The 14127-nt window shown below is 47.0% G+C and carries 13 protein-coding genes and 2 pseudogenes; 8 read left to right on the forward strand and 7 right to left on the reverse strand.

All coding sequences use genetic code 11. From position 1 onward, the window contains the following. Positions 1 to 18: 18 nt before the first annotated feature. The 3 genes from ettA to BLP80_RS07495 all read right to left on the reverse strand — a co-directional run bounded on the left by ettA (position 19) and on the right by BLP80_RS07495 (position 6411). Entirely contained in the window at positions 19 to 1683 is a 1665-nt protein-coding gene (gene ettA / locus BLP80_RS07485; protein WP_090541885.1) for an energy-dependent translational throttle protein EttA, read from the reverse strand. Between the two features lie 973 nt (positions 1684 to 2656). Next, entirely contained in the window at positions 2657 to 3856 is a 1200-nt protein-coding gene (locus BLP80_RS07490) for an acetyl-CoA C-acyltransferase (protein WP_090541887.1), read from the reverse strand. Positions 3857 to 3900: 44 nt separating this feature from the next. Then, on the reverse strand, positions 3901 to 6411 hold the full coding sequence (locus BLP80_RS07495) for a 3-hydroxyacyl-CoA dehydrogenase/enoyl-CoA hydratase family protein (RefSeq protein ID WP_090541888.1): 2511 nt from the start codon (positions 6409 to 6411) through the stop codon (positions 3901 to 3903). 282 nt (positions 6412 to 6693) lie between these two features. Here BLP80_RS07495 and BLP80_RS07500 point away from each other — a divergent pair, with 282 nt between their 5' ends. From BLP80_RS07500 to BLP80_RS07515, 4 genes are all read left to right on the forward strand, one after another. Next, on the forward strand, positions 6694 to 7065 hold the full coding sequence (locus tag BLP80_RS07500; protein ID WP_090541890.1) for a hypothetical protein: 372 nt from the start codon (positions 6694 to 6696) through the stop codon (positions 7063 to 7065). A gap of 63 nt (positions 7066 to 7128) precedes the next feature. Further along, complete coding sequence (locus BLP80_RS07505) at positions 7129 to 7413, forward strand: PepSY domain-containing protein (RefSeq protein WP_090541891.1); 285 nt, start codon at positions 7129 to 7131, stop codon at positions 7411 to 7413. Between the two features lie 85 nt (positions 7414 to 7498). Continuing rightward, positions 7499 to 8179 carry a response regulator transcription factor gene (locus BLP80_RS07510; RefSeq protein WP_090541893.1) on the forward strand — a complete coding sequence of 227 codons (681 nt, stop codon included), beginning with the start codon at positions 7499 to 7501 and terminating at the stop codon, positions 8177 to 8179. After that, positions 8176 to 9513: an ATP-binding protein gene (locus BLP80_RS07515; protein WP_090541895.1), complete on the forward strand. Its 1338-nt coding sequence runs from the start codon at positions 8176 to 8178 to the stop codon at positions 9511 to 9513. The genes BLP80_RS07510 and BLP80_RS07515 overlap by 4 nt, the downstream gene beginning before the upstream one ends. 160 nt (positions 9514 to 9673) lie before the next feature. On the opposite strand, the pseudogene BLP80_RS07520 reads toward BLP80_RS07515, so the two are convergent. The 3 genes and pseudogenes from BLP80_RS07520 to BLP80_RS07530 all read right to left on the reverse strand — a co-directional run. Further along, a pseudogene (locus BLP80_RS07520) lies at positions 9674 to 9862 on the reverse strand (ISNCY family transposase); the annotation flags it as partial. A 246-nt stretch (positions 9863 to 10108) separates the two neighbouring features. After that, positions 10109 to 10723, reverse strand: coding sequence for a hypothetical protein (locus tag BLP80_RS07525; protein ID WP_143002251.1), 615 nt, complete (start codon positions 10721 to 10723; stop codon positions 10109 to 10111). A gap of 144 nt (positions 10724 to 10867) precedes the next feature. Continuing rightward, positions 10868 to 11314: a hypothetical protein gene (locus tag BLP80_RS07530; RefSeq protein ID WP_090541899.1), complete on the reverse strand. Its 447-nt coding sequence runs from the start codon at positions 11312 to 11314 to the stop codon at positions 10868 to 10870. Positions 11315 to 11445: 131 nt separating this feature from the next. Here BLP80_RS07530 and BLP80_RS07535 point away from each other — a divergent pair. Next, positions 11446 to 11763 (forward strand): annotated as a pseudogene (locus tag BLP80_RS07535) (transposase); the annotation flags it as partial. A 19-nt stretch (positions 11764 to 11782) separates the two neighbouring features. Here the strand turns inward: BLP80_RS07535 and BLP80_RS07540 are convergent. Next, on the reverse strand, positions 11783 to 12022 hold the full coding sequence (locus BLP80_RS07540) for a hypothetical protein (protein WP_090541901.1): 240 nt from the start codon (positions 12020 to 12022) through the stop codon (positions 11783 to 11785). A 341-nt stretch (positions 12023 to 12363) separates the two neighbouring features. Here BLP80_RS07540 and ispD point away from each other — a divergent pair, with 341 nt between their 5' ends. The 3 genes from ispD to thpR are packed head-to-tail and all read left to right on the forward strand — an operon-like array spanning position 12364 to position 14106. After that, positions 12364 to 13068, forward strand: coding sequence for a 2-C-methyl-D-erythritol 4-phosphate cytidylyltransferase (gene ispD / locus BLP80_RS07545; RefSeq protein ID WP_090541903.1), 705 nt, complete (start codon positions 12364 to 12366; stop codon positions 13066 to 13068). Next, entirely contained in the window at positions 13065 to 13562 is a 498-nt protein-coding gene (gene ispF, locus BLP80_RS07550; RefSeq protein WP_090541904.1) for a 2-C-methyl-D-erythritol 2,4-cyclodiphosphate synthase, read from the forward strand. Before ispD ends, ispF begins: the two co-directional genes overlap by 4 nt. Continuing rightward, a complete protein-coding gene (gene thpR, locus BLP80_RS07555; RefSeq protein ID WP_256325002.1) occupies positions 13543 to 14106 on the forward strand; it encodes an RNA 2',3'-cyclic phosphodiesterase in 564 nt (187 codons plus the stop codon). The genes ispF and thpR overlap by 20 nt, the downstream gene beginning before the upstream one ends. Positions 14107 to 14127: the final 21 nt, after the last annotated feature.

Raw genomic sequence — 14127 nt, forward strand, 5'->3', positions numbered from 1 at the left:
ATCGCCGTAACCTGCTAATTAACGTGCGATTGGTTTATAGCGGATCCGTTTTGGCTTGGCGCCTTCTTCACCCAAACGCTGGCGTTTGTCGGCCTCATATTCCTGATAATTACCGGCATAGAAAGTAACTTGTGAATTGCCTTCAAACGCCAGGATATGCGTTGCAATCCTATCCAGAAACCAGCGATCGTGCGAGATAACCAGCACGCAACCTGCAAATTCCAGCAGCGCATCTTCCAATGCTCGCAGCGTTTCTACATCGAGGTCATTGGAGGGTTCGTCGAGCAGCAGGACGTTACCGCCGGAAATCAGCGTTTTAGCTAAGTGCAAACGCCCACGCTCCCCTCCGGAAAGCTGTCCCACCATTTTCTGCTGGTCTGGGCCCTTAAAGTTAAAACGGCCAATGTAAGCACGTGATGGCGTTTCATATTTTCCAACGGTGAGGATATCGTTCCCATCGGATACTGCTTCGAAAACGGTTTTGTCACTATCAAGGATATCGCGCGCTTGGTCGACATAGGCGATTTTAACCGTTTCCCCAATTTTGATTTCACCTGTATCAGGTTGTTCTCGACCCATGATCATGCGAAACAACGTTGATTTACCTGCGCCATTGGGCCCGATGATACCGACAATAGCACCGGGCGGTATTTTGAAGCTCAAATTGTCAATCAGTAATCGATCGCCAAAGGCTTTGGAAACATTGGTAAATTCAAAGACCTCGTTACCCAGCCTATCGGCCACTGGGATATAGATTTCCTGTGTTTCGTTACGTTTCTGATATTCCTGCGAATTGAGCTCTTCAAAACGCGCAATCCGAGCTTTGGATTTAGCTTGCCGCCCCTTGGGGTTTTGTCGTACCCACTCCAGTTCCTTTTTAAGTGCTTTCTGCCGGGCAGACTCGGAGGATTCTTCCTGTTTCAGACGAACTTGCTTCTGATCCAGCCAGCTTGAATAATTCCCTTTCCAGGGAATGCCGTGACCACGGTCAAGTTCTAAAATCCATTCGGCGGCATTATCGAGGAAGTAGCGATCATGCGTGACAGCCACCACCGTCCCAGGAAAACGTACCAGGAATTGCTCCAGCCACTCTACGGACTCGGCATCTAGATGGTTGGTGGGTTCATCGAGCAATAACATGTCCGGTTTCGACAACAGCAGCCTGCATAGCGCGACACGACGCTTTTCACCGCCTGAAAGATTCTTAATGATAGTCTCCCATTCAGGAAGACGCAAAGCATTAGCGGCTACTTCCATTTGTTGGGCAGTATCGCCACCGCTGGTTGCAATGATGGCTTCAAGGCGGGTCTGTTCTGTGGCAAGCGCATCAAAATCCGCATCTGGCTCAGCGTAAGCCGCGTAGATTTCTTCCAGCTTTTGCTGGGCACTGAATATATCACCCAATCCTTCCTGCACGGATTCGCGTACAGTCTGTTCCGGGTTAAGTTGGGGTTCCTGAGGCAAATGCCCAATCTTAAGATTGGGCATTGGCGTGACTTCACCTTCAAAATCCTTGTCTACACCGGCCATGATTTTTAATAACGTGGATTTGCCTGAGCCATTCAGACCAAGCAGCCCTATTTTTGCACCGGGAAAGAAACTGAGTGAAATATCTTTAAGAATCGCGCGCTTAGGTGGAATAACCTTGCTTACACGATTCATGATCAAAACATATTGAGCCATAAAGTAGGGGTAAAAATGTGGATTATTAGAAACTTAAATTTATATCGTTACCCTAAAATTGGGAGTTTTTTGTTGCTGATAGATTAAATACCAGAGACTTGGCCTCCAAAGCCATAGAGGGCAGTCATGCGTAAGCTGGTACATTTATTTGATTGATGGCGTTATTAACCCGAATATTTCATAAATTGGCACGTGCCCTCACTTGTCTTTTGATTAATAAGAAAGATTTTGCTCAGTCGGGTGTATGAGTCACTACACCCCTCTTTCTCAAAACTTCCCTATTAATCAAAATCCTGCGTGATCATCACGTGAATTTATGAAATATTCGGGTTAAATCAGAATAACCATCTCATGCAAGCTTCAATCCTTCAGCACCTGCATTCAAGACGGTATTTGACTTAATTCATGTTACCATGAATTAAGTATTATAAAGCATGTAATATAAGAATGAATCTTTACGTGCTTGCACGTATTTAATCACTTCCTGTTTTAATATAGTCTATCGCTGGTATTTGGCAATTTATCTTGATGGAATCAGGTAGTTAGCTGTTTGAGCTACCTCATCGGATCTCACTGTTTTTTATAAGACAAAAAAATTGCCACCATTGATGAGGCATATTATAAACATGTAAAGTTGGTCGGCAGAGAGGGTATCGAGCTCGTTCGAGGTGAGTGACTATCCCCCCCATTCTTTGCCGGAGCAGGAAAAGAAATTGGATTGAATAAAAACGAGCTACTGGGAGGAACATCATGAGAGTTCTGGTTTATTTCAGATCAGGGGCTAGTCAAGTATTTATCATTCCCCAGGACATTCCTACGATTGAATTTCGACGCGTCGCGGAAGCTGTAGGAGGGTGCCTTCATCGAGTCGAATTTATACAAAAAGAAGTAAAATTACAAAAACTGAACAAGTCTTGTTAGAGAGAAATTCAATTTCTTTGGTTTTCTACTTAAAGAAAAATAACAGCCCAGTCTATAATGCTTCAAATACGCCGGCTGCTCCCATTCCGCTGCCCACGCACATTGTGACCATGCCATATTTCTGATGGTGCCGACGTAATCCGTGCAGCAATGTCGCTACGCGAATTGCGCCGGTTGCGCCAAGTGGATGGCCGAGTGCGATTGCCCCTCCCAGTGGATTCACTTTAGCGCGATCCAGGCCTAATTCATTGATAACAGCGAGACTCTGCGCAGCAAATGCTTCATTCAGCTCAATCCAGTCAAGATCATCCAGTTTCAAACCAACCTGCTTCAGTGCCTTGGGAATCGCCTTGATTGGACCAATGCCCATTATCTCTGGCGGGACGCCAGCAACCGTATATCCGATAAACCGTCCGATTGGCGTGAGATTGAAGCGCTGCAGTGCGGCTGCGCTCATGACTACTACCGCGCCTGCACCATCCGACATTTGTGAGCTATTTCCTGCTGTGACCGAGCCATCTGCTGCAAAGACCGATCTTAATTTTGCAAGTACTTCCAGGCTGGTATCGGCGCGGGGTCCTTCGTCCGTGTCCTTCACAGATTTCACCGTCATGACTTCGTGTGAAGTTAAATCCGGTCTTTTTTCTTCAATAGGGTAGGGAGCAATTTCCTGCTTGAATTCACCTGTTTCGATGGCTTTCAGAGCCCGTATGTGGCTCGTCATCGCAAACTCATCCTGCTGTTCGCGATGGATCTTCCATTGCTGAGCCACTTTTTCGGCAGTCATCCCCATGCCATAGGCGATGGCCACATTTTCATCGTGTGCGAACATAACTGGATTCATGGCGACCTTGTTACCCATCATCGGTATCATGCTCATGCTTTCGGTGCCGGCGGCAATGATCACGTCCGCTTCACCCAGGCGGATACGGTCCGCAGCCAATGCAACTGCCTGCAACCCAGATGCGCAGAACCGATTGATGGTCATACCTGACACGCTATTGGGCAATCCAGCCAGTAGCAATGCCACGCGCGCTACATTGATTCCTTGTTCTGCCTCCGGCATGGCGCAACCGGCGATCACATCATCAATCGCTGCGGGATCAAGTCCCTCGCATTGTTTCATGACTGCTTGCAGAACGTGAACAAGCATGTCATCGGGGCGAACATTTTTAAACATTCCGCGCGGGGCCTTACCGACAGGTGTGCGTAAGGCAGCGACTATGTAGGCTTCTTGAGTTTGCTTGGCCATGGGTTTCTCCATCAATCTTTAAATATCGTATAGGGTCAGTATGACTAGTTTCTGAGTGGTTTACCTGTTTTCAGGGTATGCGCGATGCGTGCCTGTGTTTTCTCTGTTGCCAGCAATTCAATAAACGCAGTTCTTTCCAATCTTAGAAACCATTCTTCATCGACCAGGCTACCTGGCGTCAAATCGCCTCCACACATGACGTGAGCGATTTTGCTGCCAATCAGATAATCGTGCTCGGAAATAAAGTGTCCCTCCAGCATATTGACGAGCGTTCCTTTAATCGTTGCAATCCCTGTTGATCCAGCTACTGGAATTCCGCGTGGCATCAAAGGGGGGCGATAACCCGATTCTGCCAAGGCAAGTGCTTGCATCTTTGCTGCATGGAGAAGCTCAAAACGGTTCATGATGATCGGATCAGCCGGGCGTAAATAGCCCAGTTCTTTTGCTTGCTCAGCACTTTTTGCGAGTTGCGCCATCGCGACGGTCTGGAAATAATGCTTCAATTGCGGAAAAGGATCGCCATCGATCGCATTCCGTCCTGCTCTTAACGCCAGCTCCTTACAGCCACCGCCAGCGGGTAATAATCCCACTCCTGCCTCAACCAGGCCGATATAACTTTCCAGGGTAGCCACGGCGCGATCGCAATGCATCGCAAATTCACAGCCTCCTCCTAGAGCGAGCCCATCTACTGCGGCGACAGTTGGAATCATGGAGTATCGGAGACGTTGCGATAGCTGCTGGAAGCGCGTGATCAGCGTTTCTACTTCTGCGAGTTTGCCGGCCATCAGGGCATCCGCCAGATCCAGGCTGCGCGCGGCTTGTAAAATAGTTGATTGTGCCGTTCTCTTGATTTTCTTCATGAACTGATCGAAAGCAGAAGGCGGCTCTTCACTTTTGGGCTTCTCTGTCTTAGGTTTCTCTGTGGCTTTTTGCAGATTGGCGCCTGCCGAGAAAGGAGGTTCGGTTTGCCAAATGACGAGGGCACGCCAGTGATGCTCTGCTTCCTCGATTGCCCGTTGCAGCCCATTGAGTACTTCGATATCGATCGTGTGCATCTTGCTTTTGAAGCTGACAATGGCAATCTCATCGCCAGTGTGCCACATCCGTACTGCATCGGTTTCGAGGATGCTTTCACCGTAAACGATCTCTTCGCCAAACAAACGATCAGGAAACGATTGTTTGCGATACACCGGCAATGTGGACCGGGGTTGCATTGCATGCGCTACCGGTGCGTAGGAGCCTTGGGCTGTATGCACACCTTGCACGCCATTTTGTCCTGCTTCCTGTACCCAGGCAGGTAAGGGGATGTTACTCATGCTTTTGCCAGCAGCAATATCTTCATTGATCCAGCCAGTGACCTGATTCCATCCGACGGTTTGCCAGATTTCAAAGGGTCCCTGATTCCAGCCAAACCCCCAGCGGATAGCGAGATCGAGATCACGTGCATTCTCTGCAATCGCAGTTAAATGGACCGCGCAGTAATGAAACAGATCGCGGTGGATCGCCCACAAAAATTGTGCTTGTGGATGCGCGCTGGCGCGCAGGGCTGAGAACTTTTCAACTGGATTTTTCAGCTTGAGTAGCGATGTAACATCGTCATCCAAGGTATCTACAGAAAGCCGATAGGCATTCGTAGTGAGATCGAGCACATGAATTTCTCGGCCCACTTTTTGGTAGATTCCTTTTCCAGCTTTCTGTCCGAGTGCGCCTTGATCGATCAAGGCTTGGAGCCAGGCGGGGGGCGTGTAATAAGCATGCCATGGATCATTGGTCAGTGTGCTCTGCATGGTATTGATGACGTGCGCTAGAATATCCAGGCCTACCACATCCGCAGTCCGAAAAGTAGCGCTCTTAGGGCGGCCAATGAGTGAGCCAGTCAGCTTATCAACCAGATCAAAGCCTAAACCAAATGCTCTTGCATGATGGATGGTCGCCAGCATGGAAAATATACCTACCCGATTAGCGATAAAGTTGGGCGTATCTTTCGTGCGAATGACGCCCTTGCCGAGATAAGTGACCAAAAATGCTTCCAGATCATCGAGTATTCTGGCATCGCTCTCCTTGCAAGGAATCATCTCGACCAAATGCATATAACGCGGCGGATTGAAAAAATGGATGCCACAAAAGTGATGACGTAATTCCTCAGGGAATGCTTGCGCCAATTGATTGATCGATAGCCCGGAGGTGTTGCTGGCAAAAATGGTATGCTGGCCAAGATGCGGTGCAACTTTAGTATACAGATCGGTTTTCCAGTCCATGCGTTCGGCAATCGCCTCGATGACAAGATCACAGTCCGTGAGCATGCCGAGATGCTGGTCATAATTGGCGGGTTGAATGCAAGCGGCTTTGGAAGTTACAGAGAGCGGAGCGGGCTCAAGTTTTTTTAGTTTCTCGATTGCTTTCGTGGCGGGCGTACTCGGATCACCCGATTCAGCGGGGAGTTCAAACAACAGTGTTTCGATATTAGCATTTACCAAATGTGCAGCAATCTGCGCGCCCATGACTCCTGCTCCCAGTACTGCAGCTTTGCGCACAATAAAGCGATGGTTACTCAATTTTCCTCCCGCTTGATCTGATTATTGGATAACGCTGCCAATGCAGCCAATTCCCGCTTGTTTTTCATCCTGTTCAGATGACAATTTCACGCCTATTGATTAAGAGATTACAAGCATGAGCACCAAAGAGCAAGTGGGAATCGCTTCATCTTTCTGCAGAATGTATGCAGTCCTATTTTTTTATTCTTTTCGGCTTATTCAGCTTGTGTTTATTTTCTTCAGTATAAAGTAGTCGCCAATGGAAGAAATTCTGATCAAAAAAAACAACCAAGGAGGTGTACCATGAAAACGAGAACTGAAATGATCACGTCAGTAAAATTATTAACAGGAATGTTGTTGAGCGTCGCGCTAGCGGTTCCTATGGTAGTTGAAGCTGGAAGAGGCCATCACCGCCACCACCATCATCATCATGACCATCACGATCACCATGACCATCATTATTACAGCCCTGGGCCGGGGTATGGTGGCTATGGATACGGCAGACCGCAGCATCACAAACATCGTCATGTACAGCATAATCATTACAACACGCGAAATATCTATTACAACCAACCTTATTATCCGCCGGCCTATGGCGGCTATTATGGTGCAGCGCCAGGTAACTTTTTCCTGGGCATTAGCACGGGAGATGCCCGTTTTATGTTAGGCTATTAAGAATCATACCCAATGGCAGAACGATCCTCGTTCTGCCATTGGGCGGCTTATAGCTTTTAGAGAATGATGACATATCGACATTGCTTGCTGATTACTGTTTTTATCGCGGGTTTCATTTCTGAAGTCACTGCCGCACAGGAAACATTCCTTCATTCCCAAACGAGCAATCAACACGCAGAAATTTCCCAGCAACAAGCAGTCACAATCGCCCGCCAACACATTCCAGGACGCCTTCTATCTGTCCAGCATACGGCCAACAGTTATCGTGTCAAGATACTAAGTAGTAAGGGGACTGTGCGTATTGTGACAATAGACGCGAATAGTGGTGCAGTGATTGCTACTCATTAAATGAAGCAGGTAATGTCAGCCTTGTAAATTTCTACCGCATGGCGTTTGGTGCAAAATTTATTTATCAAAATGACTCAATGACACTATGCGTATCTTGATTATTGAAGATGAAATCAAGCTGCAAAAGCAAATTTGTCAGCAGCTGCAAGAAGATGGGTATATGGTTGATACTTGTGATAACGGTAAGGAAGGTTTGTATATCGCCAGTGAATATCCATTGGATGCGGCCATCATTGATACTGGCTTACCTGGATTATCAGGCCTGGAAGTGATTGCTGCTTTACGAAAGCAAGGAAGCTTACTACCCATACTTATTCTCACTGCGCGTAATAGCTGGCAAGACAAGGTTAAAGGCTTGGAAACCGGTGCGGATGATTATCTCGCCAAGCCATTCCAGATGGAAGAGTTGCAAGCCAGACTTAAGGCGCTTTTGCGTCGTGCAACGGCTGTTCCAAGTACGGTATTGAAATCTGGACCCATCACGCTGGATATGGCCGGACAAACGGTCAAGTTAAACAATGATATTGTCGATCTGACTATGTTTGAATATCGCCTGCTGGAGCATTTGTTGCGCCATCAAGGTGAAGTGATCTCCAAACCAACACTTACCGATTATCTCTATCCTCACGACGACAGTCATGATAGTAACGTGTTAGAAGTCATGATTGGCCGTTTGCGCCGCAAACTTGATCCTGACGGAAAACTCAATCCAATAGAAACGCTACGGGGACGTGGCTATCGCTTTGCCATCAAAATTTCATCATGAGATCACTCAATCAGCGTATCCTGCTCAGCGCATCATTCGTGCTGCTGATTTTTATTGTTGGGACTGCCTTGACTTTGGATCGCGCCTTTTACGATAGCGCTCAGACGGCGCTGCAAGATCGTATGCTCGGCAAGCTTTTTTTACTGATGGGGGAGGTTGAAGTTGATGACGATGGCAATTTATCCATGCCTGAAGAACTCCCCGCCCTGACTGAATTCGAGCAACTCAATTCGGGTGTTTATGCATTCGTTACAGATCGAACAAACATACCCATCTGGAAATCGTTTTCTACCTTGAGTATCCCGCTACCGTCACGCGCTATTCTATTAGAGGGAGAAAGAAAGTTTGAGCAGATCCTGCTTAATGATGAACCTCATTTTATCTATAGTTTTGCTGTGGCCTGGGAAACAGATGGAGGTGACTATCCGTTTACGTTTCATGTGATCATGGATAGCACCTCGCTAGAAGCGCAGATAGACAGCTATCGCAGAGACTTATGGGGCTGGCTGAGCGTGATGGGATTATTATTACTGATTATGCAGATGCTGGTATTGGGCTGGGGGCTGCGGCCGGTGCGGCAGGTTTCAACTGAACTGAATGCGGTCGAAGCCGGCTTGCAAGAAAGCGTGCAGGGGGTCTATCCAGTCGAGTTAAAACGCCTTACCGACAATATCAATTCGCTGATCCATCACGAACGGGAGCATCAGCAACGTTACCGCAATGCACTGGCCGATCTGGCGCACAGCCTTAAAACCCCCTTGGCTATCCTGCGAGGTGCAATCAGAACAGAAAATCTTTCACCAACAATCAAAACCGTGCTCGATGAGCAGATTGACCGGATGGATAACATCATTCAATATCAGTTGCGCCGAGCTGCCACTGCTGGCAGCTCGCCTGGTACACGGCTGATTGCGTTACGCCCCGTCGTTGAAAAAATTGTGAATACAGTCAATCGCGCCCACTACGAGAAAGATCCACAAATTGCCATTGAAATTGCGGCTGAGCTTTGCTTGAGAATGGATGAAGGGGACCTGATGGAATTACTCGGGAACCTGATAGATAATGCTTTCAAATGGTGCCGGCAGACAGTTGCCATCTGCGCTCAATACGAACATGACGATATCGTGCTTAAAGTAGCAGACGACGGTCCCGGCATTAAGCATGAGGAAATAGGCAGGATCATCGAACGCGGGGTGAGGGCTGATCAATCGATGCCAGGTCATGGCATTGGTCTGGCCATTGTTCGTGATATTGCCCAAGCATACGAGGGGGCTTTATCTATTGATCCAAACAAAAACAGCGGCGCATCTTTTATCGTCAGATTAAAACGTTAAGAGTAAGAAGCCGTTCTGAAACAACACATCGGAGTCGCGAATCAAGAAAAATAAGAGCGATGATTGGGGTTATTGTTTATAAGAGTAAGCATTCTTAGTTCTGGATCTGACCCTGAGGTGTAGGAAATGTGTTTTTGCAAGATCTGACACCTCAATGTTTCTTATCCACCTTGGGGGCAATTTCACTTTGCAGTAAGGTAAAAACTTTTTCACGCAATGCCTCGTTCAGGTACAGGTGCTGTAAGCCGCGCAGTATCTTCGGTATGTCGTCTCATGATCTCAAATCGAATTTGATTTCAGAGACGTCAATTTCACCTAGTTCCATCTGGGTATTTTGCACTACGCGCATTTGAGTTCCACTTGAACGAAGTTTGTCTTTGAGGACAATATTTTCGCTGATTTCAAGCGAAGTTTGATATTGTTTTGCTTGAAAATGCGTCAAAACCAGCTAATTTTGTCGATTTAACTCAATTTTTGAGAAATCTTCATTTCTTAAATTAGACGCAACCCCATGTTTCTTATCGGAGATGAGAGTTTCCGGGCTGGCACTAAATAAGTTCTGTTAATTTTGGAAACAATCGTGGTCTGTCCCCTATTAATACCTATTAATAGTCGTGGCTTTGTTAGGGTCTCCGAGCAGCAATCCAAGCAGAGCTTCGTAAAAGTGCCTGACTTTTGATTCAACCCAAACGCCCAAGCTTCTTTGCTCAAGTAAGTCGCTCACCCAAGAAGATACGTCGCCCTCAACGAATGTGGAGTTGCTCACAATTTTGAGCTGAGACATTAGGCCACGAATTCTATTGTTCGGTGCATTGTTCTTCTCAAGGAATTGTCCTTTGAAATGAACCAACTCATTGCGAAGCGCGACGATCGTTTCGTAGGATTGGAATGGTTCCATTCCGCCGTTCCAGATCTCCCCTCCATGAACGGACGCGATGAGGTTCCATTTTCGTTCGAGCGACAGCGTCTTCTGGAGCACCGTCATTTCTTCCCAGAATTCAGATGGCTGCGGGCCACCTTCGATTTCTCGCGCGAGAGCAATCCATTCGTTTACCCGACTTTCAATGGCGCTGGCTGCAAACATCACGCATGCGGAGTTCCAGCAGCGCATGTCTCCGGGCTCTTTAGCCGACTGTGCGAGCAAGGCAAATCGTTTGCACCCTGCGATTAAGTCTGTTGAGAAGGGAAACATCGCTGTCTTAGCTTGCACTCCTGCGCATGTGGCGTCTGATTGGTCTGGCATGATTCTTAGATTGGCCCTAACGTAGAGTTCACCGGAACGGCACCAGCTTGCTGGCGGAGCGTCCGGCGGAACACCATGTTGGGCATTTGTTAAATAAATAATCGGTGCATTTCAAATGCAGAATATATTTGGAAGCCAATCTTTATTTATCTCATTGTTTTTAAAAGGGCCAGAAATTGAAGATATACCGCCAGGCCCTTTTTTAGGGACTCGTCTAGACATTTCTTTTGTAGAATCTCCTTTTAGAGGTAATAGCCAGTCAACGTAAACGCGCCATTCTTTCGTGTCCACTACCTTAACTATGCCAATTGCACGAATTTCTATGAATGAGGCATTCTCACCAGAGCCCAATTGTTTTTTGATTGCTATCCTGTCACCGGGATTAATAGAGCGCAATAGGTTGCGCATTTCTTCAACCTTTGGAGACTCCTCTGATGCTGAATCAGGTTCCCAGCAGTACCAATAGCCTCTTTCAATGCAATCCTGAAAGATATCTCCATCTTTTGTTCCGCCAAGCATTGCGGCAACAACCCAATAATTAAGTGTATCTTGTATCATTCGATGCCTTTTTGTAACTTTAAATTATGATGTCCAACTAGGGTCTGTTGACGTTTTAAGATAAGTATTTCATAGATAGAAACAAACTCGTAATATTGGGGTTCCTATACCACCAACAAAACGAGTTTGCGATGCCCCGATTGATGCTCAGTGATGAGTTCTGGTCGAAGCTGGAGAAGATTCTGCTTCAAGAAGCGATTTATAACAAGCGCAATCTGCGCATGACGATAGAAGGAATACTGTATCGAATGCGGGTTGGCTGTCCGTGGCGAGACCTGCCCAAGGCGTTCGGCTGCTGGAATTCCATCTATAAAAGATTCAATGCATGGTCATTGAGCAGGAAATGGTTCAATATTTTCAAAGCGTTGGCTATTGATCCGGATTGGGAATGGGAATTTATTGATGGCAGCTATGTTAAAGCACATCAGCATAGTGCGGGAGCAGCGAGTCAAGAATCGCAAGAAAGGGTCAGGTCCATAATAAAGAATTCTTATTCTTGTGAACAATAGCCACAATCGTCGTTGGGTGCAATTGATAAAACTCAGCGATTTCTCGCTGGTTGTATACCCCTGTTTTGTAAGCAGCAATGATAGCCATTTTGCGGTCTTTGTGTTGTGCTGCAATCGCCGGTAAAAATTTTGCAACCGGTCGCTTTTGCTGCTTGGGTATATTTAAATCGTCTTTTTCTTTTCCAATTCGTTTCTGCATTTCAGTTACGAAAGCTTTATCTCCTTAATAAATCTGGTTCTTCTGGTAAATGCGTACAAAGTAAATAAATGAGGTAGTCCCCGGCTTTGCCTGGGGATTGCTAAAGGTTTAACTGCCCGAATCACAGGTAGCAGGTCGAAGCCAAAAAAAAGGCTATCACAGCTTAATTCGCTACTTCACTGCGAAATTCCTATAGCCTAATTTCGCTTTCAAACTAAGTTATACCAATCACAGAATTTGCAGCATGCTTTTCTTTATAGCGATGCGATATCAATGAAATGATGTGAGATAATTGGAAGCAAATATTTACTCAGCCAATTCATTGAACAATATAAGTAAGCATGCCTAGATTTATTGCTTTGATCCCTGCCGCAGGCTCCGGTGCGCGCATGGGTAACCAGTTGCCAAAACAGTATTTATCGCTGGCGGGGAAACCGATGATTTACCATGCTTTGCACACGCTGTGCAGTTCCGCAAGCATTTTTAGGGTATTTGTCATTCTCGCACCGGATGATCATGAATGGCTACGCTACGACTGGTCACCCTTCTCTGACAAGCTGGTGGTGCGCTATTGCGGCGGTGCAACGCGCGCTGACAGCGTGTTGAACGGACTGAAGGCCATGCAATCAGAGGCATCGATTTGTAATGATGATTGGGTGCTCGTGCATGATGCGGCAAGGCCTTGCCTGAGTGTCGCTCAGGTCGAACAACTGATCGATGTGCTAACGCCTGATGAGGTTGGTGGATTACTGGCTATTCCGGTTGCAGATACCTTGAAACGTGCTGATCCGAATCAGCGTGCCATGGACACAGCATCCAGAGAGGGCTTGTGGCAGGCACAAACACCGCAAATGTTTCGCCTGGGTTTGTTAAAGGAGGCGCTGAGCAAAGTGGACAGTGCTACTATTACGGACGATGCGAGCGCGATCGAGGCTATGGGTCTTCATCCCAGATTGGTGCTGAGCGATGCCTATAATTTCAAAGTTACGTATCCGCAAGATTTGGCTTTGGCGGAACTCATTTTGCAGAAGAGGGAAACAAGGTGAAAAATATTAGAATTGGTCAGGGTTTTGATGTGCATCAGCTGGTAGCAGGCCGCGATCTGATCATCGGTGGCGTAACGATTCCTTACGACAAAGGTTTGCTAGGACATTCTGACGCGGATGTGCTGCTGCATGCGCTGTGCGATGCATTGCTGGGTGCGGCAGCGTTAGGGGATATCGGCCAGCATTTTTCAGACAGTGATGCACGCTATAAAAATATCGACAGCCGTTTGCTACTGCGCGAGGTACACCGCTTGCTGATCAGTAAGCGCTACAGGGTCACAAACATCGATGCAACCATTATCGCGCAGGCGCCTAAAATGGCTCCGCATATCCTGGCAATGATTGCCAATATTGCTCAAGATTTGAACATGTCTACCAGCGATATCAATATCAAAGCAAAAACTGCGGAGAAGCTTGGTTTTATTGGGCGGGGCGAAGGCATTGTAGCTGAGGTGGTCTGTCTGATTACGCATATTGACGACATTTGTGATTGAAGCAAATACTTCTCCAGAAACAACCGTAAAAGTTTTTTTTGCAGTCTGGCCTGATGTCGCTGCTCAGGAAAGATTGAGCAAACTGGCTGGGCAACTGGTAGATGTCTGCGGCGGCAGAAAAATCAGTTTGCCGCTGATCCATCTCACCTTGGTATTTATTGGAAATGTAGAGAGTCAACAGCTGGAAACGCTCCGGCAGGTAGCGAATCAAGTCAAGCAGTTTAGCTTCGATTTGACTGTGGATGAAATCCAATACTGGCGACATAATCGCATTGTCCATGTTGGTTCAAGCCAATGCCCCGCTGGGCTTTCTGTGCTGGTAGCCGATTTACAGAATAGATTGTCTCAGGCAGGCTTCTCGCTCGAGAAACGCCGCTATATTCCCCACATTACTTTAATAAGAAAAGCCTTGTGCAATACTTTGCCCAATTTGACGATGCCCATTACCTGGCATGTAAATGAATGGGCGTTGGTACAATCCAAGCAGACCGATGAAGGCATTGTGTATGTTTCACTTGATCGCTGGCCTCTGGAAAAAGTCTGAATACGGTATAACATTACTTTT

This window comes from Nitrosomonas sp. Nm132, from assembly GCF_900100485.1.
Lineage (GTDB): Bacteria > Pseudomonadota > Gammaproteobacteria > Burkholderiales > Nitrosomonadaceae > Nitrosomonas.